Origin of the sequence: Pseudoalteromonas xiamenensis, assembly GCF_017638925.1 — a bacterium.
GTDB lineage: Bacteria > Pseudomonadota > Gammaproteobacteria > Enterobacterales > Alteromonadaceae > Pseudoalteromonas > Pseudoalteromonas xiamenensis.
In genome coordinates, this window is record NZ_CP072133.1 from 3,405,505 (window position 1) to 3,428,236 (window position 22,732).

The following is a 22,732-nucleotide window of genomic DNA, read 5'->3' on the forward strand; positions in this document are numbered from 1 at the left end:
GTTATTCTTCGTCTAATTTGCTTTTATATGGAAAAGCACACTTGAAAGGTAAGAATAATGAAAAAAATGCTGCATACCGTTGTTGCAACGAGTATTGCCCTAGCGCTCAGTTCTTTTAGCTACGCACAAGAGGACACGCAGAAGTGGCAAGTTGACTCGCCAAAAGGTGATTTCCACGACGCGAAAATCAACGTGAGCCAAGGAACGTGGATGAACGTGGATTTAAGTCCAGATGGCAAAACAATCGCGTTTGATTTACTAGGTGATATTTATAGTATGCCAGTCAGCGGTGGCAAGGCGACTTTATTGACCTCAGACATTGGTTGGCAAATGCAGCCTAGATTTAGCCCAGATGGCAAAACCATCGCGTTTACCTCAGATCAAGGGGGTGGCGATAATATCTGGATAATGGATGTAGATGGTTCAAATCAACGCCCCGTCACAAAGGAAACTTTCCGTCTTTTGAATAGCCCATCGTGGAGCCCAGATGGTGAATTTATTGTCGCACGTAAACATTATACGGCGACGCGCTCGTTAGGAGCTGGCGAAGTTTGGATGTACCACAAGTCAGGTGGCAGTGGTGTTCAACTCACAAAACGACCGAATGATCAAAAGGACTTAGGTGAGTCCCGCATTTTCACCTGATGGACGTTATGTCTATTTCTCACAAGACGATACACCTGGGAAAACTTTCCACTATTCAAAAGACTCTACGGCTGGTATTTACAAAATTAAGCGCCTTGACCGAGAAACGGGAGAAATGGAAACGATAATATCAGGCCCTGGTGGTGCCATCAGACCGACACCATCACCGGATGGAAAATCGCTGGTTTACATAAAGCGTGATGATTTCCAATCCACATTGTATTTGTATGATCTGCATTCGGGTAAAGAAACCAAACTTTATGACAAGCTCGACCGCGACATGCAAGAAACCTGGGCAATTCACGGCGTCTACCCGACAATTGCATGGAGTCAGGATAATAAAAAGCTTGTATTTTGGGCAGCTGGCAAGATCCACTCCTTAAATGTTGCAGATAAGAAGGTCGATACCATCGAGTTTAATGTTGAAACGACAAAGAAAGTACAAAAAGCATTGCGATTTGCTCAAAATATCGATACTGCAGATTTCGATGTAAAAATGCTGCGCAACGTACAAATCGCGCCAGATGGTAAAACAGCGGTGTTTGAAGCGTTGGGCTACTTATATGTACGTGACTTAAAATCTGGGAAAGCAAAGCGGTTGACTAAGCAAAGCGAACATTTTGAATTGTTCCCACAGTTTTCTCGTGATGGTAAGAAGATTGTCTATGCAACTTGGGATGATAAAAACCAAGGAGCAGTTCGCGTTATCTCTGCAAAAGGTGGCAAAAGCACCGTGTTGACCCAAGAACCAGGTAAATACGTTGAAACCACTTTTAGCCCAGATGGCAATAGCGTGGTCTATCGCAAGGTGCGAGGCTCTTCAATTTTGCCAAAAGATTGGTCATTGCATGAAGGGATTTATCAAGTGTCTATCAAAGGAGGGGAATCTACCCTTGTCGCAAAAGAGGGCGTTCAGCCTCAATTTGGCGCAAGCAATGATAAATTATACTTGATGGACAGCGCGCCAACGCCGCAATTAAACGTGGTTGATTTAAAAGAGAAAACAACACATACGCTTTACAAATCTAAACATGCAACGGAATTTAGGGTTTCTCCAGATGGTAAGTACCTTGCATTTGCAGAACGATTTAAAGTCTTTGTGACGCCAATGGTTGAGCGCGGTAGTCCCATTGAAATTGGTCCTGATGATAAGCAAATTCCTGTCGAGCAACTGTCTGTTCGAGCGGGTGAGAGCCTGAGCTGGACTTCTTCATCGAATAAACTCTACTGGACGTTAGGGCCGGAACTTTATCATGCTGATTTGAAAAATATCTTTGATATTAAAGCGGACGAAAAAACCGACTTTAAAGTGGCAAATGGGACAAACATTGGGTTCAAGCAGAAGATGGATGAACCCAAGGGAATGATTGCGTTGGTCGGTGCGAAAATCATCACGATGAACGGCAAGGAAGTCATCGAACAAGGTGTCATTTTAACCGATGGTAAGCACATCAAGGCGGTTGGAAGTGTGACTGAAGTTAACATACCAAAAGACGCCAAAGTCATTGATGTTAAGGGTAAAACAATCATGCCGGGTATTGTTGATGCGCATGCACACGGCGATCAAGGCAGCGATGAAATCATTCCTGAGCAAAATTGGAAAAACTTGGCTGGACTAGCGCTTGGTGTGACCACCATACATGATCCTTCGAACGACACGAGTGAAGTCTTTACGGCAAGCGAAATGCAAAAATCAGGGACGATTGTTGGGCCTCGAATTTTCTCGACAGGGACCATTTTGTATGGCGCGAATTTGGCAGGGTATACTTCTCAAGTCGATTCGCTTGAGGACGCGAAGTTCCATATTGAACGTTTACAAAAAGTCGGTGCATTTAGCGTTAAATCGTACAATCAGCCGCGTCGTGACCAACGCCAGCAAATTGTTGAGGCGGGCCGCGAACTTGGCATGATGGTTGTGCCAGAAGGAGGTTCTCTTCTTCAGCACAATCTAACTATGATTGTTGATGGTCATACGGGGATTGAACATTCTATTCCACCGGCAAAAATTTACGATGATATTCGTCAGTTGTGGTCTCAATCAGATGTGGGTTATACACCAACGCTTGGCGTCGCTTATGGCGGCATTTGGGGTGAAAACTATTGGTACGACAAAACGGATGTTTGGAATCATCCGCGCTTAAGTAAATTTGTGCCAAAAAACCAGTTGTTGCCAAGATCTATGCGTCGAGTTAAAGCGCCTGAACATCACTACAATCACTTTAACAGTGCGCGCATCGCGGCTGAGCTCCAAGATTTAGGTGTAACAGTGAATTTAGGTGCACATGGTCAGCGTGAAGGGCTTGCGGCACATTGGGAAATCTGGATGTTCGCACAAGGCGGTATGACACCACTTGAAGCAATCCGAGCAGCGACAATTGACCCTGCAAAATATATTGGACTTGATAAGCATATTGGGTCGCTTGAAGTTGGAAAGCTGGCTGACTTGGTTGTTATTGATGGCGATCCACTGGCCAATATTCGAGATACGGACAAAGTCGAGTACACCATGCTAAATGGACGCTTGTTTGATGCCGCTACAATGAATGAGATCGGCAAACAAGCGCGCGAAAAATTGTATTTCGAGGCGCAATAAGTCAGTTAGTTTGAGGACTTAAATGAAAGAATAGGGTGGTTGAAAACACGCTATTCTTTCATAACACGTCGTTCAGGCATAAAAAAAACCGCTATTAAAGCGGCTTTTTTTATGAGATTACTCTCTTATACAACACCACGTGGCAAACGACAATCGTGGTCTTTACGAGCAAGGATAGCAATCCATAACTCTTCAGCTTTATCGCCATCTTCGTTTGCTTTAATTACGGTAAACGAACCTTTTTTAGCTGACTTAGCTTCTGCTTTTTTCGTTGTTTTCGTTTTCTTAGCAGGGGCAGCTTTCTTTTCTGCAGCAGGTGCTGAACCAGAAGTTAATTCTTCAGTAAGAGCAGCTACTTCAGCTAAACGAATATTTTTGCCACCATCAACACTGAACCAGCCTGACTTAGCAACGATATCTGGCTTTTTGCCGTTTTTTGCTTCATAAGCCGCTTCAAAAGCGCTCAACACTTCAGTTTTGTCTAGTTTACTCATGCTAGTTCCTAGTCTTCTGTACGCGAAATCGCGGGATTGAGAATAAACACTATTTATACCTAGTTTTACACCAATTTTCAATTTTTTGCGTAATATTACTCAATTAGCGTAGAAAATGGTTCGTAAAACGTCGAGTTTTACACAATATTACATCGCTTCAGGATCTACAAAGCGAACAATTTCGAGCCATGCAAGTCCTACCCACTCATGAATGTGCGTGGTGACAATCTTCAGCACTTCCGCATTGGCGATGAACAATTTGTAGTCAGCCCACATGGATAGGCTGGCGAATTCTGTCGGGGCAGGGATAGTTTCTACGCCTTGTTTAGCAAATAAGTCTTGTGCTCTTTTCATATGACTTACGCTTGTCACGAGTACAACATGGCGGTCAACGAGTTTAGGCGCTAATAGTTTTGCTTCTTCGGCTGTGTCTTTGGCCAAAGGGTTTTGCGAAATACGTGATTTTGATACACCCATTGATACTGCAACCTTGGTCATCAAGCTGCTGTTTGTCACTTTTCCAATACCTGCACCACTGACTATCAGCTTGGCATCTGGATAAAGATTTAAGATGCGGATACCTTCAACGATTCGACTTAATGCACAACCACCCATTTGGCTATTTGGCGGTACTCTAGGATTTGAACGGACATCACATCCAAGGACGACGATTTGATCGATCTCAGGGTGCTTTTTGTTGTTGAAAGCAACATATTGTCCTTCAAGCGGTGCAACGATAAATTGGGCAAACCAAGGTGAGCTAATCAACCAAAGTGATATAACGCATAAGAGTGACATAGACCATAGCACTTTTCGCGTTTTGTTGCTCAACATCAGCAATATGAACAGGGCAATGAGTATAAAAGGCAGCGGCATAAGCAAGCTGCCAATGATTTTCTTTAATTCAAACATAGACGTCTAGTTACAGGTATCCTTTGATTGCAGAGTCTAACGTTTTGAGCCTTTATCTGCTATTGGTTTGTTTGCAAGTGGTTAAAAAATGACGATAAACAGGGTTATCTTTCATTGATTTTTTCATTGCAAGATACATAGGACGAGAAAGGCCCAAAGCGCCAAGAGGAATGGATTTTATTAACCCTTGGCTTTCATAGGGGGTTACTAACCAGTCTGGTAAAGCTGCAACGCCCATACCTGCACTGACTAATTGGAATATAAGTAAGCCTTGGTCAACCGTTTTCAACGTTCCATCAAAACGCGCATTTTGAATGAAATGCTTAAAAATATCTTGGCGCTCTCTTGGGATAGGGTATGAGATAATGGTCTCATCTTTCAAGTCCAAGGCCGTAACATACGCTTTCTTCGCTAACTCGTGGTCAGGCGCTACGATCAATTTGAGTTTGAAATCAAATAAATGAGCATATTCTAGATGCTCTGGTTCGCGCATGTCTGAGGTTAAAACTAAATCAAGTTCATCGTTCATGAGGCTCTGGTATGGCGTCATAGCTAAAGCCTCGCTCATAATCGACTTTAATATCAGGCCAAAAATTATTGAATTCACGAATGGTTGGCAATAACCAGTGGAAACAGGCGTGGCATTCAACACTCAATCTCAATTGAGAGATTGGCTGATTGAGACTTTCTTTCAAGCGACATTTGGTTGCTTCTATCTTTGGCAAAATTTCATTCGCCAACTCAAGTAAAAGCATACCCTGAGGCGTAAATCGAACTGGCTGTGTTTTCCGTTCGAACAGTTGGCAGTCCAACTTATTTTCGAGATCCTTTATTTGATGAGAGAGGGCGGATTGCGTTAAGTACAATTCACGCGCGGTATTAACCAAAGAACCCGTTTCTTTGAGTGTTGAAATTGTCTTTAGGTGCTTTACATCAATCATCTTTAATAAATCTCATAAAAATAGTGAAACTCAGCTCAGGTTAAACACAGTCTACGCGCTTAAAACTTACGTTTCAATGTCTAGACGTCTAAAAAAAGAGGGTAAATTTACCTTGTTTTCACATTTCTACTATAACACCAATAATGACAGCGTTGTCATTAAATATTTTAATTTTTTTGTAATTTACCCAAATTAGTTTTCTTCAAGTTGTTACTGAGAAAGCATCAATTGTTGAATTCAACCGATAGCCTTATTTTTTAGACGTCTAAACATCTAAAAAGGAGCGTGACATGGCATTGATTCACAATTTGGGCTTTCCTCGTATCGGTAAACGAAGAGAGTTGAAGTTTGCAATTGAGGCGTATTGGGAAGGAAAACTCTCTCAGCAAGCGTTGTTGGCAAAAGGGTACGAAATCCGTAAAGAGAATTGGGCGTTGCAAGCACACAGCGGCATAGAGCTGTTACCTGTAGGTGATTTTGCATGGTATGACCATGTATTGAATACAGCGTTAATGCTAGATGTAATTCCAAAGCGTCATAGACAGGAAACCAAAGATGTGGATATCGACACGTTGTTTAGGATTGGGCGAGGTCGAGCTCCTTCGGGATGTGCTTGTACAGCAAGTGAAATGACGAAATGGTTTAACACAAATTACCACTATATTGTGCCTGAATTGGAGGAACATCAACGTTTCTCAAATGCTTGGACAGAGCTATTTGAACATGTTCGGGAAGCCCAAGCGCAAGGGTATCAAGTCAAGCCTGTACTTCTAGGACCAGTGACCTTTTTGTATCTTGCAAAATGCGCTAACACTGAGTTTGATAAGCTAAAACATTTAGACGCTATTCTCGTCACTTACCAATCGGTTTTATCCAAGCTTACTGAACAAGGCGTCGAGTGGGTGCAAATTGATGAGCCGATTTTAGCGCTAGAGCTTAGTGAGGAATATCGGCAGGCATTGAAAAACAGTTTTAATGCATTGAGTGAGGTGAATATAAAACTTCTGCTCGCAACGTATTTTGATAGCGTGTCCGCGTATTTTGAAGACATCAGATCGTACCCTGTTCAAGGTGTGCATTTTGACCTTGTAAACAGTGACGTAGACGCTAATGAGCTGCACGCGCTCATTCGTGAAGATCAGGTACTATCGCTTGGTGTGATAAATGGACGCAATGTATGGCGTGCCGATTTAGAAGAGGTCTATGAGCAAGTAGCTGAAGTCGCAAGAAAGAGAGGCGACAATCTGTGGATAGCGCCATCGTGTTCTTTACTCCATTCGCCTGTCGACCTAGATCAAGAAGAGACACTGAGTGAGGACATAAAGTCTTGGCTCGCCTTCGCGAAACAAAAAGGGCAAGAACTTGCGTTATTAAAAGAGGCACTTTTATCTGAGGACAAAACCGCTCTCAAGGCGTATTCATCACCGGTCAAAGCGAGAGCAACGTCGAATGCAGTCAATAATGTCGATGTGCAGGCAAGAGTGGCGGCGTTGACGGTTGACGACGGAAGACGTTTATCGCCATTCGAGCAACGTATCGTCAAACAAAAGATGCATTTACGTTTACCACTATTGCCAACCACTACAATCGGCTCTTTTCCTCAAACGTTGGCGATACGACAGGCTCGTCGAGATCTTAAAGCTGGTCGATTGGATGAGAGTGAATATCGAATACAAATGGAAGCGGAGATCCGTTATGTTGTAGAAGAACAGGAGGCGCTTGATATTGACGTTTTAGTTCATGGTGAAGCTGAGCGTAACGATATGGTTGAATATTTCGGCGAACAACTTGATGGCTTTGCATTTACACAGTTTGGTTGGGTGCAAAGCTATGGGTCACGATGTGTAAAACCGCCAATTATTTGGGGAGATGTGTCGAGACCAAATCCAATGACGATTGGTTGGACAACCTACGCTCAGTCGCTTACCGCTAAAAAAATGAAAGGCATGCTGACAGGACCTGTGACCATTTTATTCTGGTCATTTGTTCGAGATGACTTAGATAAAGCTACGATAGCGAAGCAAATTGGTTTGGCGATAAGAGACGAAGTTTTGGATTTGGAAAAGGCAGGTATTGATATTATCCAAATTGATGAACCCGCATTTCGAGAAGGTATGCCACTAAAAAGAAAGCAATGGTCACATTATTTAGACTGGGCTGCATATGCCTTCAGAGTCAGTGCGAGTGGGGTTAAAGACCAAACTCAAATCCATACCCATATGTGCTATGCGGAATTTAATGACATTATAGAAGCGATTGCTGACATGGACGCTGATGTGATTACTATAGAGACATCTCGTTCAAATATGGAGTTGCTTAGTGCGTTTGAATCATTTGACTATCCAAACGACATTGGCCCTGGTGTCTATGACATTCATTCTCCCAATATTCCAGAGGTTGAATGGATTAAATCACTTATGAACAAAGCGGCTCAGAAAATACCGGTAGAACGTTTATGGGTTAACCCGGATTGCGGTTTAAAAACGAGAGCCTGGCACGAAACCCGCGAAGCACTCAGAAATATGGTAAGCGCAGCTGAAGGCATTGCGCGAGGAGCCTCAGTGTTAAGCCTCGTGAGTAAAGCGCAAAAAGGAATCGTTTAACACTCACACTGCGCCAATTAGCGCAGTGTGACAAAAAGAAACGAACGTGATAGCAAACAAACGTGAAAAAACAGTTAGAGGTGTGCTTCTTCTTGATGTTCGTATTCTTGATAAAAACGATACGCTTCTTCTTTTGGCAGAGGTTTAGAGACTAGGTAACCTTGACCAAATTGGCAGCCTTTACGTTTTAACAACGCCCACTGCTTCGGATTTTCGATACCTTCCGCAACAACGTCTAAATCAAGTGATCGTGCAAGCGATAGAATCGCGTCGACCAAAGGATTTGCCCGATTGGTTAATTGGTCGACAAAACTCTTATCAATCTTAATGACATGGATTGGTAACTGATGTAGATAACCAAGCGCTGAATAACCTGTACCAAAATCGTCGAGGTAAAGCTTCACCCCCATAGGTTCTAGACCTTTGATAATCTTAGTGGCTAAACTCAGGTTTTCAATCAGGCCAGACTCTGTGATCTCTAAACTCAGGCTGCCCATCTTCAAGTCGTAATCTTCGTAAAGTTGGTGAATATATTTCACAAAGTCGAGACTCGCAAAGTGGCGAGATGACACATTTACCGTTACTCGAGTCAGCATGCCTTCACATTGCCAAGCGTAAAGCTGCTTAGCGGCAAGGCGTAACAGATGCAAATCAAGTTCCATGATCTGACCGGTTTGTTCTGCCACAGGAATAAATTCCATCGGTGACACAAGACCATTTCTTGGATGATGCCAACGCACGAGCGCTTCAAAACTGATCACTTTAGGATTGTTGAGGCTGAAAATTGGTTGGTAATATAATTCAAACTCTTGATTTTTAATGCCTGTTTGAAGGTCATTTTCAATGTCTGCTTGGCGTTTTAGCTTCTTCCGCATGGCGTTATTGAAGTAACGAATTTGGCCTCGACCACTGCTTTTTGCTTCGTACATTGCTGCATCAGCTTGTTGCAGTAACTCGAGGGCTTTGTCATCGACATTATTTGTAAACGCAACGCCAATGCTTGCGGAAGCTTGTAAAACGTGACTATCAATTTGTATTGGTTTAGAAAGCGCCAATATTATCCGTTCAATCGCGATGGCCACTTGCTGTTTACTGTTAACGTTTTCCATAAAAATCGCAAATTCATCACCACCAAGGCGCGCAAAGGTATCTGTTTTACGAATGCACGACTTAATTAAGCCACATATCGCGACTAAAAAACGATCGCCGACATCATGACCCAAAGAGTCATTGATACTCTTAAAGCGGTCAAAGTCCAGATAAAGTAATGCATGAAGTTGCTCAGACGCTTTCCTGTCAAGACACAAAATAGCGTGTTTCATGTGTTCTATTAGTAGATAACGATTGGCAAGCCCCGTGAGTTCATCGTGCAATGCTCGATGTTCCAAAGCTCGCCTAGAGAGTTGACGGTCAATTGCCATCGCGACTTGTCGGCTGATGTAGGTCAGAATGCTTTGATGGTGTTCGTCATAGGTCGATTCACTGTGATAACTCTGTATAACGATCACGCCTTTGACATTATCATTGACTTGAAAAGGGACGCCAAGCCACGACTTGGGTGCTCGTCCAACAAGGGTAAAATCACCAGCTTCTATGTGTGCATGAAATTGTGACTCGCTACATAGCAGGGATTGCCCCTTTGTTAACAAATAATATGATGCTGTGTTTTTTAGTTGGTCTTTAGACACTCGATGATGTGCATCACATTTGATGCCGGCTTCGACAAGAAAATCGATTTCTAAGGCATCTTGAGTGGTGTCATAAAGTCCAATAAAAAAATTATCGGCAGGCAGCAACGCGCTGATTACTTGATAAATATCATCATAGAATTGGTCGAGCTTACGCGAGCCGTAGGTAACGTTGGCAATTTTCAATAGTGACTGTTCTATTAATTGCGCTTCGTTTAGCTGCTTTACCGTTGCTTGAAGGTTTGCAAAAGTACGTAGTTGGTAGATTTTTGCGCTAAGTAAGTGTGCAACGGTTGATAAAATTTGAATGTGTGCTTCGGTAAAGTAATCTCGCTCAGGGTGTTCGCAGTCGATGACACCTAAGGTTTCTGATTCGTAAACTAAAGGGACACATAGTTCCGATAGTGCCGGACGAGAATCTGCGACGTAGCGGGCTTCTTGTGACACATCACCGCTGACAAACGGTTGTTGGCTGGTTGCAACAAAACCTGTTATTCCTTCAGAAATAGGAATTTGGGTCACTTCAATTTGGTAGGGCGTGTCGCTTAGTGCACGTGTCGCGTCGTTATCGCTTAAATGCATCGATGTGTCGCTTGGCATGGTATATCCAACGCCCATCGACGCGACTTCCTGCAACATTGAGCTCGATTTGTCGGTCAAATAAATAACGCAGTCTACGAAACCGAGTTTGCTAACGACTTCGCGTGTAACGTAATCAAAGAGTTCATCCAGTTGCGTGATGTGCAATAAACTCGATGAAAACTGATTGATGATAGCAAGCTGTTCCGTTTTCGATTCTAGTTTTATTTTTTTTTCAGAAAACATAACAACACCGAAGAAAGAGTGAGACGATAAGTTAACTTACTTGTCACTAAAATGACAAATAATCTCGAGTTTTCCGCGTAAAAAAATGTGTAAATTTCATGCCAGCGTTGTCATTTCCCCGTGTTGGGCTTTACACCTTAGTAGCAACTGCCTATGATCGTGCAAACTCACCGTTGGAAAAAGGCAATGACGAATAAAACAGAGCGAATTACGATTACCAGACCGGACGATTGGCATATTCACTTGCGCGATGGCGCGGTGTTAAAAGACACAGTACGAGATGCAGGTCGTTACATGGGCCGTGCGATTATCATGCCCAATCTTGTCCCTCCAGCAACAGATACTGCTACGGCGTTGGCGTATCGTGAACGTATTATAGCCGCGAGAGAAACCGGTTCATTTGAACCTCTTATGGTACTTTATCTAACGGACAAAACATCTCCAGAAGAAATAAAAAAAGCGAAAGCAACTGGACATATTGTCGCCGCAAAATTGTATCCAGCTGGTGCAACGACCAATTCAGATTCTGGAGTTACTGATATTGAGAACATTTATCCTGTTCTGGAAGCGATGCAAGAAGTAGGCATGCTACTTTTGGTGCATGGCGAAGTAACGGATTCCAGCATAGACATTTTTGACAGAGAAAAAGTGTTTTTGGAAACGAAATTAGCAAAAGTAGTTAATGCATTCCCTAATTTAAAGATTGTATTAGAACACATTACCACAAAAGATGCCGTCGAGTTTGTCGAAGCTGCGTCAGAGAATGTGGCGGCTACAATTACGGCACACCATTTGTTGTACAATCGCAACCATATGTTGGCTGGTGGCATTCGCCCACATTTTTATTGTTTACCGATATTGAAACGCAATCTTCATCAGCAAGCGCTTATTGCAGCGGCGACAAGCGGTAATAAAAAGTTTTTCTTGGGTACCGATTCGGCTCCACATGCTAAAGATAAGAAAGAAGCGGCCTGTGGTTGTGCAGGTGCTTATACCGCTCACGCGGCCATTGAGCTGTATGCTGAAGCGTTTGAGGATGCAAACGCGTTAGACAAACTAGAAGGGTTTGCTAGTTTCTTTGGTCCGGATTTTTACGGTTTGCCAAGAAATTCAGATTTTATCACGTTGGAACGTGAGAGCTGGGACGTACCAGAGTCTTATCCTCTGGGGGACAGCAATGTCGTTCCGATTAAAGCCGGTGACCAAATACATTGGACGGTAAAATAGAATAAAAGCACCTTCGGGTGCTTTATTTTTATATAATTCGGAATGGTATTTGAATTCTGTTTCACGTCACATTTTGTATGGAAACAATAATCACATTTTTTCAATGAATGCGACTTTAACGCGGTAATATTCCCTACGGAAATCTTACGTTTTTTAGGAATACAGTATCCTCACTTTGACAATCAAGAAATATGAAATACATTCATTTTTTAAATTGTCTCCTATTAATTTATCATTTTCCTTAAATAATTTGCGTATAAACGGATTTTTATTTATATTTAGTAGAGTATTTTACTAGTGCCTATATAAGGTCCTGTTTTTAACAAAGAGAGATGCAAATGCGTGAAATTAAATCCTTTATCAAATCAGCAAGTTTCGCAGATTTAAATAAAGCTTTAGAGTTGATCAGTGAAGCTATTGACTCACAACGCGAACAAGAAAAAGCCAAAGAGGAAGTTTTGGCAATGTTAAAAGAAAAAGGACTAACGTTAGATGACCTAGTGGAACTTCAGTCGCTCAAGACAAACGTTCAAAAGTTGAACCTAAATACCGTATTGAAATTGACGGTCAAGTTCATGAGTGGACTGGACGTGGCAAAACACCTAAAGCTTTCCAAGGTGTAAAATTAGAAGAACATCTAATTTAATTTAAGTTTTAAAAAAACGCATGCTAATCTAATTAGCATGCGTTTTTTTATTTTTGTTTATGCAGTATTCTCTTCGTCCTTATCAACAGGAAGCGGTTGAACGAACCCTTCAACATTTTCGTAAGACCTCAAATCCTGCCGTCATCGTGTTGCCAACTGGGGCTGGGAAAAGTCTTGTTATCGCAGAACTCGCAAGACTCGCGAAACATAAAATCCTAGTACTCGCTCACGTCAAAGAGCTTGTTGAACAAAATGCAGACAAATACGAAAGTTTCGGATTAAAAGCCAGTATATTTTCAGCAGGACTTGGCAAAAAGTCATTATCGGAACAAGTAACATTTGCAAGTATTCAATCTTTGGCGCGTAATCTAGCGCAATTAAACGAATATTATTCACTAATTATAGTAGATGAATGTCACCGCATTAGTGAAAATGACACAAGTCAGTATTGGCAAGTGATCAAGCAACTGCAAAAAAACAACGCAAATTTGAAGATTTTGGGACTAACTGCAACCCCGTATCGTCTGGGCACAGGTTGGATTTACCACGAGCATTACCATGGGTTTGTGCGTGGTGAAAAAAATGCGGTATTTAATAAATGTATATTTGAATTACCGCTCAACTATATGATCAAGTCGGGCTATTTGTGCCCACCAGAAACCATTAACCCCGCGATAGAACATTATGATTTTTCATCAATTCAACCAAGTCCTCAAGGCAGTTATAGTGATGTTGAGTTGAATCGTTTATTGAATCAGCAAACACGAGCCACATTTTCAATTGTTCAGGATATTGTCCAATTAAGCGAAACGCGGCGAGGAGTAATGATATTTGCAGCAACAGTAGAACACGCTAAAGAAATTACGGGTTATCTACCTAGCGAGAAAACGGCGCTTATCACGGGAGAGACCGCTAAGACTGAAAGAGCAAGTTTCATCGATGCATTTAAAGCGCAAAAAATTAAATATTTGGTCAATGTTTCTGTTTTAACAACCGGATTTGACGCGCCACATGTGGACGTTATTGCTATTTTACGACCGACAGAATCTATAAGCCTATACCAACAAATTGCGGGGAGGGGACTTCGCTTATTTCCAGATAAACAGGATTGTTTATTGATTGACTATGCTGGGAATCGATTTAACCTTTTTTACCCTGAAGTTGGGTCACCTAAGCCTGCTCCAGACACCGAACCTGTACAAGTGCTCTGTCCTGGCTGTGGATTTGCAAACACCTTCTGGGGTAGGGTGGGCGCTGACGGTAAAGTAACGGAACATTTTGGACGTCGTTGCCAAGGATTGCTCGAAGATGATGAAACCTCACAGCAGTGTGATTTCCGATTTCGATTCAAAACGTGTAATGGTTGTGGTGCAGAAAATGACATTGCCGCAAAGCGTTGCCACCAATGTTCGTTGGTATTGGTGGATCCTGATGACAAATTGCGCGAAGCATTGAATTTGAAAAATGCGATGGTGCTACGTTGTCAGGGTATTTCAATCGAAAAAGAAAGCTGCCAGCGGTTTAAAGTAATTTATCATGATGAGGAAGGCGCTGAACTCACTGAGCGTTATGATTTTACCAAGCCGGCGAGCAAGTTGGCATTTCAGTTTGATTATTTAAAGCGTTTAAACACTAAAACCCCAAATAATGCCCTGGCAAGCGTAGCTGACGTAATTGCAGCAGAGCGGCTACTTACCGCTCCGGATTTTGTGATTGCACATAAACACAAACGTTTTGGTTGGCAGGTGACAGATAAGCTGTTTGACTACCAAGGTCGTTTTAGAACCGCCAACTCGCTTTAGTCGGCAAGAATTCCCCAACCATCGCCATAGCCGTCGTGTTGATCGGCAATACTTTCCAAGTATTGTTCTGTTTGGCTAAGCAGTTGATGTTCAGGTACCATTGTTACGGTTGTTTTAACTTCCCAAACGCCTGTATCTGGGCATTTTTGCAATTCCATTTTTGGTGCCAGTTCATCTTCATTCATTGCTTTAATAAACGACTCAGCGCTTGGCTTCTGCTCGAATAAGATAAAGAAATCGACTGGTAAAAGTGTCGTCAAATCAATGCCAGCTTCAGCCATTTCGGCGAGTAACTGACCATTTTCGTCATTAGGATATTGCATTTGTATAACTCTGTGTTCGAATTGCCGCTATTGTCCGTGATTTACAGATAAATAAAAAGGGTAAGCTTGAAATTTAAGTTATACGTCTATGTGGCGTTAATTTTAAATATGTTAGTATGCACAAAACCCACTCAACGGAATGAACTTTTGCGCTCGTTTTTCATTTTGCTTTCGCTACTGTGCGTCGTTTTTGTATCTCCTTTGCGTGCAAATGAAGTTGTCAGTCTAAAATCCATCGAAGTACCAAACCTTCCTGACCCAATCGCTAAAAACATTCGCATGTATCTCAACCCGCTTTTAAACAAAGGGATTGAGCAAATTAATGCTGATTATGTCATCTCTCAAGCTGAGTCTCGCGTTAAGTGTGTTTGGTTATTATGAACCGGATGTGCAATTACAGTGGGCAAATGAAGGTACGGCTTTGATAGTGCAAGTGTCTCCGAATAAGCAGCTCGATTGGAGCAAAGTATCGATAACCCTTTCAGGTGCAGGCAAACAGGATCCCTTGTTGAATAAGCTACTTGAGAGCCTGCCTTTAAAACAGGGCGAAGCGGTATCCCATCAAACGTTTGATGCAAGTAAAAAACAAATAGAAGATGCCTTGCTTGAAATGGGCTTTTTTGATTTTAGATGGGTTAAAAGTCAGTTGCGAGTCTCAAAAAAGGAAGCAAAGGCTTCAGCGGTTTTGCACGTGGAGACTGGCGAACGTTATCAATTTGGGCAAGTTATCGTCTCGAAGTCTACTCAAGCGGAAACGTTTGTCTTGAGTCTAGCGCCTTTTTCCATAGGGCAACCTTACCTTTCCGCTAAGTTGTCGCAATACAGCTTGGCACTTAATCAAACACCTTATTTTACTTCCGTCAGGGTATACCCGCTTTTAAACAATCGTAAAAATGGCAAAATTGATGTTCAAGTAGAAGTCGTCGATAAGCCTGCTAATAGCTATGAAATCGGGGGAGGATTCAGTACTGACCTTGGTGCAAAAATACGATTCAAGTGGAGTAAACCGTGGATCTCAGATGACGGACATTATGTTGATACCAATTTGTCTGTTTCTCAAAAACAACGGGATGTTACGGCTAGTTATACAATACCAGTGGATGACCCTGTAGCTGATGTGTGGCGTATTAACACCGGTTATAAACTAGAAGATGAGCTTGTTGAAGACAATTTCAGTGAGGTTCTTACGGTCCAGCTACAACGTCAGTGGTTGACTTCATCTAATTGGGTCAGAACCGCGTTTGTTCGTCGCGAAAAAGAAAACTATCGTTTGGAAGGTCTTTCTCGAACGACGCACATGACAATTCCTGGCATTAGCTGGGCTAAGAAGCAAAAACGTGGTGGCACGTTACCTACGTGGGGCGAAGAGCGATTGGTTGCAATTGAAGGCGCGAGTCAAAAATTGGCCTCCTCCAGTAACATGTTCCGAGTGCAATGGAAGAATGCGTGGCTGCGCAGCTATGAACGACACTACCTTTATAGCCGAATTGATTTAGGGGCCATTATTAGCCCAGACATTACGGATATTCCATATTCTTTGCGTTTTTACGCAGGGGGCGATCAAAGTATTCGCGGATTCGATTATCAAACCATATCGCCCACTGAAGACGACGTTAAAACAGGTGGTCGCTACATGGTGACGGGGGCAATGGAGTACCAATATCAATTCGCAGAAAAATGGCGAGCAGCGCTTTTTGTGGATGCAGGGACTGCAACGAATGATTTTAGTGAAGAAGTGTCCGTTGGTGCAGGATTTGGTGTACGTTATTTAACGCCAATAGGCCCTGTTCGATTCGATTTAGCATGGCCACTTAATAGTGATAGAAGCAGTCCACGGATTAGCATTGTTTTAGGGCCTGAAATATAACTATGAAAAATAGGCAGTTAAGAAAGCTATTTACTTTATTTGGGTATAGTCTCGTTGCACTGGCGACAATCGTATTTTGTGTTGTTTTTACAATTCCTGGCAACAAAGCAATAGTTTGGGTCGTCAATCACACCATATCTGGCGTTACCATTTCTCAATTAGAACACCGTTTCTATGACGATGAACCTTTTACACTTTCCTATCACAGCGAAGACGTAGACCTGGAACTTACGGATCTTGCTATCGATCTCACGCCTCGTGGAATAGTTAACTGGAAAATCCGAGCTACGTTAGGTCAAGGTAGTGTTAAGACTCACAATAACCGAGCAGTTAAATCAAGTGAAAATAGCGAAAACGGATCGGTATCGCTCATTACACTGCCAAATGTTTTTATCGACTTGAATGTTTTGGTGGATAAGTTCAATTATGAAGACCAAAACAACCATTTGCAGATCAAGCACACCGAGTTTGAAGCAAGTATAAAGCCATCAGAAGTAAATATTAAGCACATCAACATTGCAGACATTGCGCTACAGCAAAATAAAAACGCCGACGAGCCTGAACAAACTAGGCTCACAAAAGTGCCTAAATTAGCGCTTCCTGCGTCGCTGCCCATTGCGTTTGATGTTTTCTTGAACGCAGCATCTGTTGAGCAGATCCGCGTCACATCGAAAAGTGAAAATAGTGAAGCTGCTCCGCTCATAATACGTTCTTTCATGGCCAATATTGCACTTACGGACCATGTTGCGAGTGTTAAAAATACCTCGTTGAGTATTGATGATGGTTCAATTTCGATTAGCGGATCTGGTTCATTATCTGAGGTGGATTTCCATGCACAGATAAAAGGATATGATCACACCCTTACAGCAGAACTTAAGGGTCCTTGGAACGCCGTCAATCTGTCTTTAACAAGCGAGACAATCCATGAGGGAATGCTGCTTGCCCGTGTAAACCCGCTTGAAGACAATTGGCCATTTCAAGCGAAGCTAAACGTTGGTACTTGGCAGGATCTGCCTTTTATCACATTGCCAGAGGTGAGTGCGCTAACGGGAACCGTTGAACTGGCAGGCCAAGTTGACGGCTATCAAGGAAATGCAAGTTTGTCAGCCATGCACGAAAAGCTTGGTGAGTTGTCTTTACAAACGACTTTTTCAGGTTCACTTACTCAGTTTTCATCAGCCGCCACACTGATTGAAAGTGATTTCGTGAATGCAAAAGCTGACTTTAACTTGGGATTCGAGAAAAGCCTAAGTCTTGAGGGCGGTATACAATGGCAAAACCTTAAAGTTGCTAAATTTGTACCTTATCAGACTGATTTATCAGGAAAATTCGAGTTTCAACTTAATAACTCTGATAAAGGCTATTCTATTGATGTCAAAGACTTCTCGGCAGAAGGTAATGTGGAAGGGTTGCCTCTGGACGCGAAACTGAGTGCGTCGGTAAATGAAAACTACGACGTTAATATTCGCTCTTTAAATGCAAAGTTTGGGCAAAGCGAAGTGTCCTTGTCAGGCCGAGTGGCTGATAAATTAGAGATCAAAGGCGATTGGGACATCGATTTAAGCCCTACGTCCTCTTTACCTTACACGTTGAAAGGGAAAGGGTCGCTAAACGTGAATGGTACACGCGTTCTGCCACGCCTTTTTCTAGATGCGACCTTTGCACAGATTTCATCACCTGATTTTGAGCTTAATGATGTTATAGCCTTTGTTGATTTTAATGAGAAAGGCAAAGAAGCACTGAATGTGCGATTCGAAACGCATAACGGGTTAGTCCAAGACATTAAAATTGATTCAATCACGGCCAATGCGTTAGGTACGTTGAAAGAACAGAATATTAGTATCAATGTCCAAACAGAGTTGGGTGATATTCAGTCAAATATTGCAGGTACTTATGCGTCAAATCGATGGCATGCCACGCTGAGTCAATCGGCCTTAAAACTAAATGGACACGATTTTATTCAAAGCGAAACGGCAGATCTGATTGTTGCAAAAGAAGGGGATTTTACCGTATCACCTATGTGCTTTAAATCAGGTAAAGATATGTTCTGCTTAGATTCGAAGCGCGATAGTGCCGCGCAGTTATTTAATGCAAATGTGAAGTTGGATAACATCAATTTAGCCATCGTTAAGGACTTCATGCCTAAGGATATTGATATACTGGGGCATTTATCGGGCAAGGCAAGTTTCCAGGCGAAAGGCAATCAAGAAACGTCATTGTTCGCTAATTTAACGAGTGAGAAAACAACGGTCTTGGTGTCACAAGAAGGTATTTTAAATGCGGTTGATTTAGGTACGATTGATTTAGATGTAAAAGGCAGAGGCGCGAAGATAAATGTCCAACTGCAAAATACGTTGAGTCCTTTAGGTCGTATTTTCGCAAATATTGAAACGCAGCTTGGCCAAACCAAACCATCGCTTAATGCGGAGCTTGCACTTAACCGCATTAATTTAGGCTACCTAGACCCAATGCTTACTCAGCTACTCAATCGTGAATTTAAATTACAAGGTGATTTATCAGGTGATCTAAAAGTACAGGGAGAGATTGAGTCTCCACAGATCTTTGGCGATTTGCGTGTCACAGGTCTTGCTGCACAAAATGAACGAAGTCCTGTAAAACTCAGTGACTCAGAGCTTGTCATTACGCTCAATGGGCAAACCATGAAATTACATGGTGCACTTAAAGACCTAGATGCAGGAACACTCAACCTAGACGGTGATGTAAATTGGCAAGACGCTTTAAACCTAGCCATGCATATCAACGGTAAGTCGTTCTGGCTGCGTCCACAAGAAGGTGTTGAGTTTAAAGTTGATACCGATGTCCACCTAGATTGGGCCGGAGATCAAGCGACGTTAAAGGGTAAAGTCACCGTTCCGTATGGACGCATTGCCATCAAGTCGTTACCAGAAGATGCAATTGCTGTTTCCTCGGATCAAGTGTTTGTAGATGAAGCTGAATTGGAAACTGAATCGTTACCGGTAAAGTACGATATCTCACTGCAGGTGTCGGTCGTGGATGATGTAAAAATCGATTCTTTCGGCCTTAAAAGCTATCTAAATGGTAATCTATTGATCAACAAGCAAAACGATACACCATTAGTGGGGAGTGGTGAACTGTCTTTAGTACAAGGTCAATTTCGAGCGTTTGGACAAGACTTAATTATCAGTAAAGGTCAAGTTGGCTTTAGTGGTGCATTAGATAAACCTTTCTTACACGTAAATGCGATTCGTAATCCACAAACAACCCAAGATGGTGTTATTGCTGGAGTACAGCTAACAGGTCTTGCGACAGAACCTGTATTAACCGTGTATTCGGAGCCAGCAATGGACCAAGCGCAGGCGTTATCCTACCTATTAAATGGAAGACCATTAGGTGGTGATGATGCGGATAAAAGCGTGTTACTCGCAAACTTGTTGATAAGTCAAGGACTCGGCCGGAGTGAGGGCTTATTACAAAAAGTGGGAAGCGGGGTTGGTTTACAAGATGTAAATGTCGGCACTAAAGGATCAGGCGTCGATACACAAGTTGAGTTGACAGGTTTTCTAACGCCAAGTGTGCAGGTAAGGTACAGTGTAGGGGTGTTTGATTCGTTGAGTGAAATCGCCGTTCGCTACCAGATTATGTCCAAATTGTATGTTGAAATTACGAGCGGTTTATACAACAGTATCGACCTACTGTACCGTTTTGATTGGGAATAGAATGGGTCTGGCTCACAACAAAAGTCCAAAGATAACCACAAAGTAAGAACAAGAAAGGTAATAAAATGAATGGATTGAAATCAATCGTGGCGGCTGCGATGTTAGTGTGCTCTCAACAAGGGTACTGTAATTTGTCTCCACATGAAATTATTCAAAAAGCGCCACCAAGCGCATGGCGCACGGTCGCCAATGAAAATGTACTTCGTATCACTTTGCCTACAGGTCATGTTTATGTGGAGTTAAACCCAGAGCTGGCGCCGGGTCATGTAGACAATATCAAAGCGCTCGCACGAGAAGGCTTTTATAAGGGACTGAGTGTTTATCGATTTGTTGAAGGCTTCGTAGCGCAAGGTGGCGATGCCTTGGAAACCAAAACGCCAAAACTAGGTAAAAAAGCCATTCCCGCCGAGTTTGCGTTATCCACCAAACAGCCGCTTTTAATCAATAAACTCGGTTACCAAGATGGCTATGCAGCAAGCACTGGTTTCTATCATGGTTTTGCTGTTGCACAAAATGCGCAAGGAACGAAAACTTGGCAGACACATTGTACAGGTGCATTTGCAATGGCCCGTGGCGATGGTCCTGATACGGGCGGTACGGAATTTTATATTACTCTAGCACCTCAACGATATCTTGATTTGAATATCACGGTTTTTGGACGTGTGTTAGCGGGCATGGAGCATGTTCAAAAATTGGACCGAGAAGCGGCAGAGGGCAAAGTGTTTAACCTAATCACCGACGTGGTTGTTTTGAACGATGTGGTAGCCTCGGAGCAGACCAAATTTCAGGTGATGAACACAGAGTCTGACGAGTTTAGTGCGTTAATTAAAGCAAGAGCACATCGCCCTGAGGCGTGGTTTCTAGCTCGACCTGATTTTACGGACGTTTGTTCCGTCGCAATACCAACTAAACGCTTAGAAAAAGAATAAAGCCGTCAAGTCAAAGTTGCGAGCAACAAACACACTGCTCGCAACATTGATGCAAATTATTGGCGATTAGTGCGAACGTTCAGTGTAGTCGTTGCACTGTCTGTTGAGCGAAACGGGTTGATATCTAATCCACCACGACGCGTGTATCGAGCACATACTTCTAAATTGTCAAAAGCAAAGGCATTTTGTAAATCACAAAAAATGCGCTCCACACATTGCTCATGAAACTCGTTATGACTTCTAAACGAAATCAGGTATTTTAGTAAGCCCTCTCGACAAATTTCTCGTCCAGTATAACGGATTATGATACTGGCCCAATCGGGTTGAGAAGTGATCAGACAGTTTGACTTAAGCAAGTGGCTATATAGCGTTTCAGTAACGACATCGTCACTCTTGCTTTTTAATAGCGCAGTGGAAGGGGAATAGGTTTCAACTTCAATATCAAGGTCATCAATACACTCCCCAGGCAAAGCACTAAAGGGGAGACAGTTAAAGTCATCAGCTTTGAAGAGATTTACTATAACATTTGAATTTGATGCACCAGATAAATCACGTGTAAGCGTCTCTTTTACGACATCAAAAGAGTCAAAGCGTGTTTGATTGAAACTGTTTAGATATAACTTAAATGACTTGGATTCAATGATGTAAGGACTCGTACACGCAAAGGCAAATGTCGCAACAGCTACTTCGGGTTTTCCTTTTGCATTTAACCAAGAAAGTTCATAGCCTGTCCAAATGTCTTCACCTTTAAATGGCAATGCGTCATCACTTACGTTGATTTGATCGCGATTTAGCTTTCTTGCAATAGGGTGCAACAATGAGGCGTCGTACTGGTCTGCGTATTTCGTCGTTTTGCCTAAAACGGAGGCTTTTAGTTCTGGTGCGTTGCTGTAGTCTGTCATGTTCAATTTAATCTCGTTACAATGACGCAATTATAACAATTTATACTGGTGTTCACAGCATGTCTGAGACTTTGTTATTGCAACAAACTTTAAACCAATTTAATCAACTACACCCAACGACTTTTCATGATGATGCTTGGCCGAGTCCTTGCGAAATCGGGGGCCTTCTCGACGATGAGCAGATAGCATGGCTACCTGTCGCACGTGAAGGTGAGTCTCTAAACGCTTTGGCTAAGGCATTAGAAGTGCAATTCCCTATTGCACTGCATCAATTTTACAGCGAGTTTTTTGCACCTAATATCCAAGCAACATTCGAAGGTCATGGCATCGAGTTAATTCAACCATGGTCGAAAGACGATTTTGAACGTTTGCAAGAAAATATCACGGGACATGTATTGATGAAGCGACGTTTAAAACAGCCTGAGACAGTGTTTATCGGTTTAACGGAGCAAGACGATGTGCTCATTACCGTAGAGCTGGCAACGGGAAATGTGTGTCTAGAACAACTTGGTAAAAAACCACATCATATACTAGCAAGCAGTCTAGAAGCTTTTGTAGAGCAGCTTTCTATTATATAACGCTGGATAAGTTCACTTGTAAAAACAATGCAGGTGAACTTACCCGCTGGAAGGAATTA

General features: G+C 42.5%; 13 protein-coding genes and 3 pseudogenes. 10 read left to right on the forward strand and 6 right to left on the reverse strand.

The window, feature by feature from the left end:
• The first annotated feature begins 57 nt into the window (after positions 1 to 57).
• Positions 58 to 3,238 (forward strand): annotated as a pseudogene (locus J5O05_RS16515) (amidohydrolase family protein).
• Between the two features lie 125 nt (positions 3,239 to 3,363).
• Here J5O05_RS16515 and J5O05_RS16520 read toward each other — a convergent pair.
• The 3 genes and pseudogenes from J5O05_RS16520 to J5O05_RS16530 all read right to left on the reverse strand — a co-directional run bounded on the left by J5O05_RS16520 (position 3,364) and on the right by J5O05_RS16530 (position 5,585).
• Complete coding sequence (locus J5O05_RS16520) at positions 3,364 to 3,732, reverse strand: hypothetical protein (RefSeq protein WP_208843004.1); 369 nt, start codon at positions 3,730 to 3,732, stop codon at positions 3,364 to 3,366.
• Positions 3,733 to 3,879: 147 nt separating this feature from the next.
• Positions 3,880 to 4,644: an ElyC/SanA/YdcF family protein gene (locus J5O05_RS16525; RefSeq protein WP_208843005.1), complete on the reverse strand. Its 765-nt coding sequence runs from the start codon at positions 4,642 to 4,644 to the stop codon at positions 3,880 to 3,882.
• 52 nt (positions 4,645 to 4,696) lie between these two features.
• Positions 4,697 to 5,585, reverse strand: a pseudogene (locus J5O05_RS16530) (LysR substrate-binding domain-containing protein).
• A 290-nt stretch (positions 5,586 to 5,875) separates the two neighbouring features.
• On the opposite strand from J5O05_RS16530, the gene metE reads away from it, so the two are divergent.
• Positions 5,876 to 8,188, forward strand: a complete 2,313-nt coding sequence (gene metE / locus J5O05_RS16535; RefSeq protein ID WP_208843006.1) for a 5-methyltetrahydropteroyltriglutamate--homocysteine S-methyltransferase — start codon at positions 5,876 to 5,878, stop codon at positions 8,186 to 8,188.
• A gap of 74 nt (positions 8,189 to 8,262) precedes the next feature.
• Here metE and J5O05_RS16540 read toward each other — a convergent pair whose 3' ends face one another.
• A complete protein-coding gene (locus J5O05_RS16540; protein WP_208843007.1) occupies positions 8,263 to 10,701 on the reverse strand; it encodes a bifunctional diguanylate cyclase/phosphodiesterase in 2,439 nt (812 codons plus the stop codon).
• Positions 10,702 to 10,887: 186 nt separating this feature from the next.
• Between J5O05_RS16540 and pyrC the strand changes: the two genes are divergently transcribed.
• The 3 genes and pseudogenes from pyrC (at position 10,888) to radD (ending at position 14,376) form a co-directional block, all read left to right on the forward strand.
• Positions 10,888 to 11,928: a dihydroorotase gene (gene pyrC / locus J5O05_RS16545; RefSeq protein WP_208844557.1), complete on the forward strand. Its 1,041-nt coding sequence runs from the start codon at positions 10,888 to 10,890 to the stop codon at positions 11,926 to 11,928.
• 338 nt (positions 11,929 to 12,266) lie between these two features.
• Positions 12,267 to 12,574: pseudogene (locus J5O05_RS16550) on the forward strand (H-NS histone family protein).
• Positions 12,575 to 12,633: 59 nt separating this feature from the next.
• A complete protein-coding gene (gene radD, locus J5O05_RS16555) occupies positions 12,634 to 14,376 on the forward strand; it encodes a DNA repair helicase RadD (RefSeq protein ID WP_208843008.1) in 1,743 nt (580 codons plus the stop codon).
• Here radD and J5O05_RS16560 read toward each other — a convergent pair.
• Positions 14,373 to 14,699: a ribonuclease E inhibitor RraB gene (locus J5O05_RS16560; protein ID WP_208843009.1), complete on the reverse strand. Its 327-nt coding sequence runs from the start codon at positions 14,697 to 14,699 to the stop codon at positions 14,373 to 14,375. The genes radD and J5O05_RS16560 overlap by 4 nt on opposite strands.
• Positions 14,700 to 14,765: 66 nt before the next feature.
• On the opposite strand from J5O05_RS16560, the gene J5O05_RS16565 reads away from it, so the two are divergent.
• The 4 genes from J5O05_RS16565 (at position 14,766) to J5O05_RS16580 (ending at position 21,193) form a co-directional block, all read left to right on the forward strand.
• Positions 14,766 to 15,080: a hypothetical protein gene (locus tag J5O05_RS16565; RefSeq protein WP_208843010.1), complete on the forward strand. Its 315-nt coding sequence runs from the start codon at positions 14,766 to 14,768 to the stop codon at positions 15,078 to 15,080.
• Positions 15,022 to 16,566, forward strand: a complete 1,545-nt coding sequence (locus tag J5O05_RS16570) for an autotransporter assembly complex protein TamA (protein ID WP_208843011.1) — start codon at positions 15,022 to 15,024, stop codon at positions 16,564 to 16,566. The genes J5O05_RS16565 and J5O05_RS16570 overlap by 59 nt, the downstream gene beginning before the upstream one ends.
• 2 nt (positions 16,567 to 16,568) lie before the next feature.
• Positions 16,569 to 20,264: a translocation/assembly module TamB domain-containing protein gene (locus tag J5O05_RS16575; RefSeq protein ID WP_208843012.1), complete on the forward strand. Its 3,696-nt coding sequence runs from the start codon at positions 16,569 to 16,571 to the stop codon at positions 20,262 to 20,264.
• Between the two features lie 65 nt (positions 20,265 to 20,329).
• Entirely contained in the window at positions 20,330 to 21,193 is an 864-nt protein-coding gene (locus J5O05_RS16580; protein WP_244369694.1) for a peptidylprolyl isomerase, read from the forward strand.
• 56 nt (positions 21,194 to 21,249) lie between these two features.
• On the opposite strand, the gene queF is transcribed toward J5O05_RS16580, so the two are convergent.
• Complete coding sequence (gene queF, locus J5O05_RS16585; protein WP_208843013.1) at positions 21,250 to 22,095, reverse strand: NADPH-dependent 7-cyano-7-deazaguanine reductase QueF; 846 nt, start codon at positions 22,093 to 22,095, stop codon at positions 21,250 to 21,252.
• Between the two features lie 59 nt (positions 22,096 to 22,154).
• Between queF and syd the strand changes: the two genes are divergently transcribed.
• Complete coding sequence (gene syd / locus J5O05_RS16590; RefSeq protein WP_208843014.1) at positions 22,155 to 22,673, forward strand: SecY-interacting protein; 519 nt, start codon at positions 22,155 to 22,157, stop codon at positions 22,671 to 22,673.
• Positions 22,674 to 22,732: the final 59 nt, after the last annotated feature.

What these genes read in the sequence shown, in the direction of transcription:
- J5O05_RS16570 (WP_208843011.1), top strand. Translation starts at nt 15,022, where the DNA reads ATGCTGATTATGTCATCTCTCAAGCTGAGTCTCGCGTTAAGTGTGTTT.
- queF (WP_208843013.1), bottom strand. Translation starts at nt 22,095, where the DNA reads ATGACAGACTACAGCAACGCACCAGAACTAAAAGCCTCCGTTTTAGGC.
- J5O05_RS16540 (WP_208843007.1), bottom strand. Translation starts at nt 10,701, where the DNA reads ATGTTTTCTGAAAAAAAAATAAAACTAGAATCGAAAACGGAACAGCTT.
- J5O05_RS16560 (WP_208843009.1), bottom strand. Translation starts at nt 14,699, where the DNA reads ATGCAATATCCTAATGACGAAAATGGTCAGTTACTCGCCGAAATGGCT.
- syd (WP_208843014.1), top strand. Translation starts at nt 22,155, where the DNA reads ATGTCTGAGACTTTGTTATTGCAACAAACTTTAAACCAATTTAATCAA.
- metE (WP_208843006.1), top strand. Translation starts at nt 5,876, where the DNA reads ATGGCATTGATTCACAATTTGGGCTTTCCTCGTATCGGTAAACGAAGA.
- J5O05_RS16520 (WP_208843004.1), bottom strand. Translation starts at nt 3,732, where the DNA reads ATGAGTAAACTAGACAAAACTGAAGTGTTGAGCGCTTTTGAAGCGGCT.
- J5O05_RS16580 (WP_244369694.1), top strand. Translation starts at nt 20,330, where the DNA reads ATGAATGGATTGAAATCAATCGTGGCGGCTGCGATGTTAGTGTGCTCT.
- pyrC (WP_208844557.1), top strand. Translation starts at nt 10,888, where the DNA reads ATGACGAATAAAACAGAGCGAATTACGATTACCAGACCGGACGATTGG.
- J5O05_RS16575 (WP_208843012.1), top strand. Translation starts at nt 16,569, where the DNA reads ATGAAAAATAGGCAGTTAAGAAAGCTATTTACTTTATTTGGGTATAGT.
- J5O05_RS16525 (WP_208843005.1), bottom strand. Translation starts at nt 4,644, where the DNA reads ATGTTTGAATTAAAGAAAATCATTGGCAGCTTGCTTATGCCGCTGCCT.
- radD (WP_208843008.1), top strand. Translation starts at nt 12,634, where the DNA reads ATGCAGTATTCTCTTCGTCCTTATCAACAGGAAGCGGTTGAACGAACC.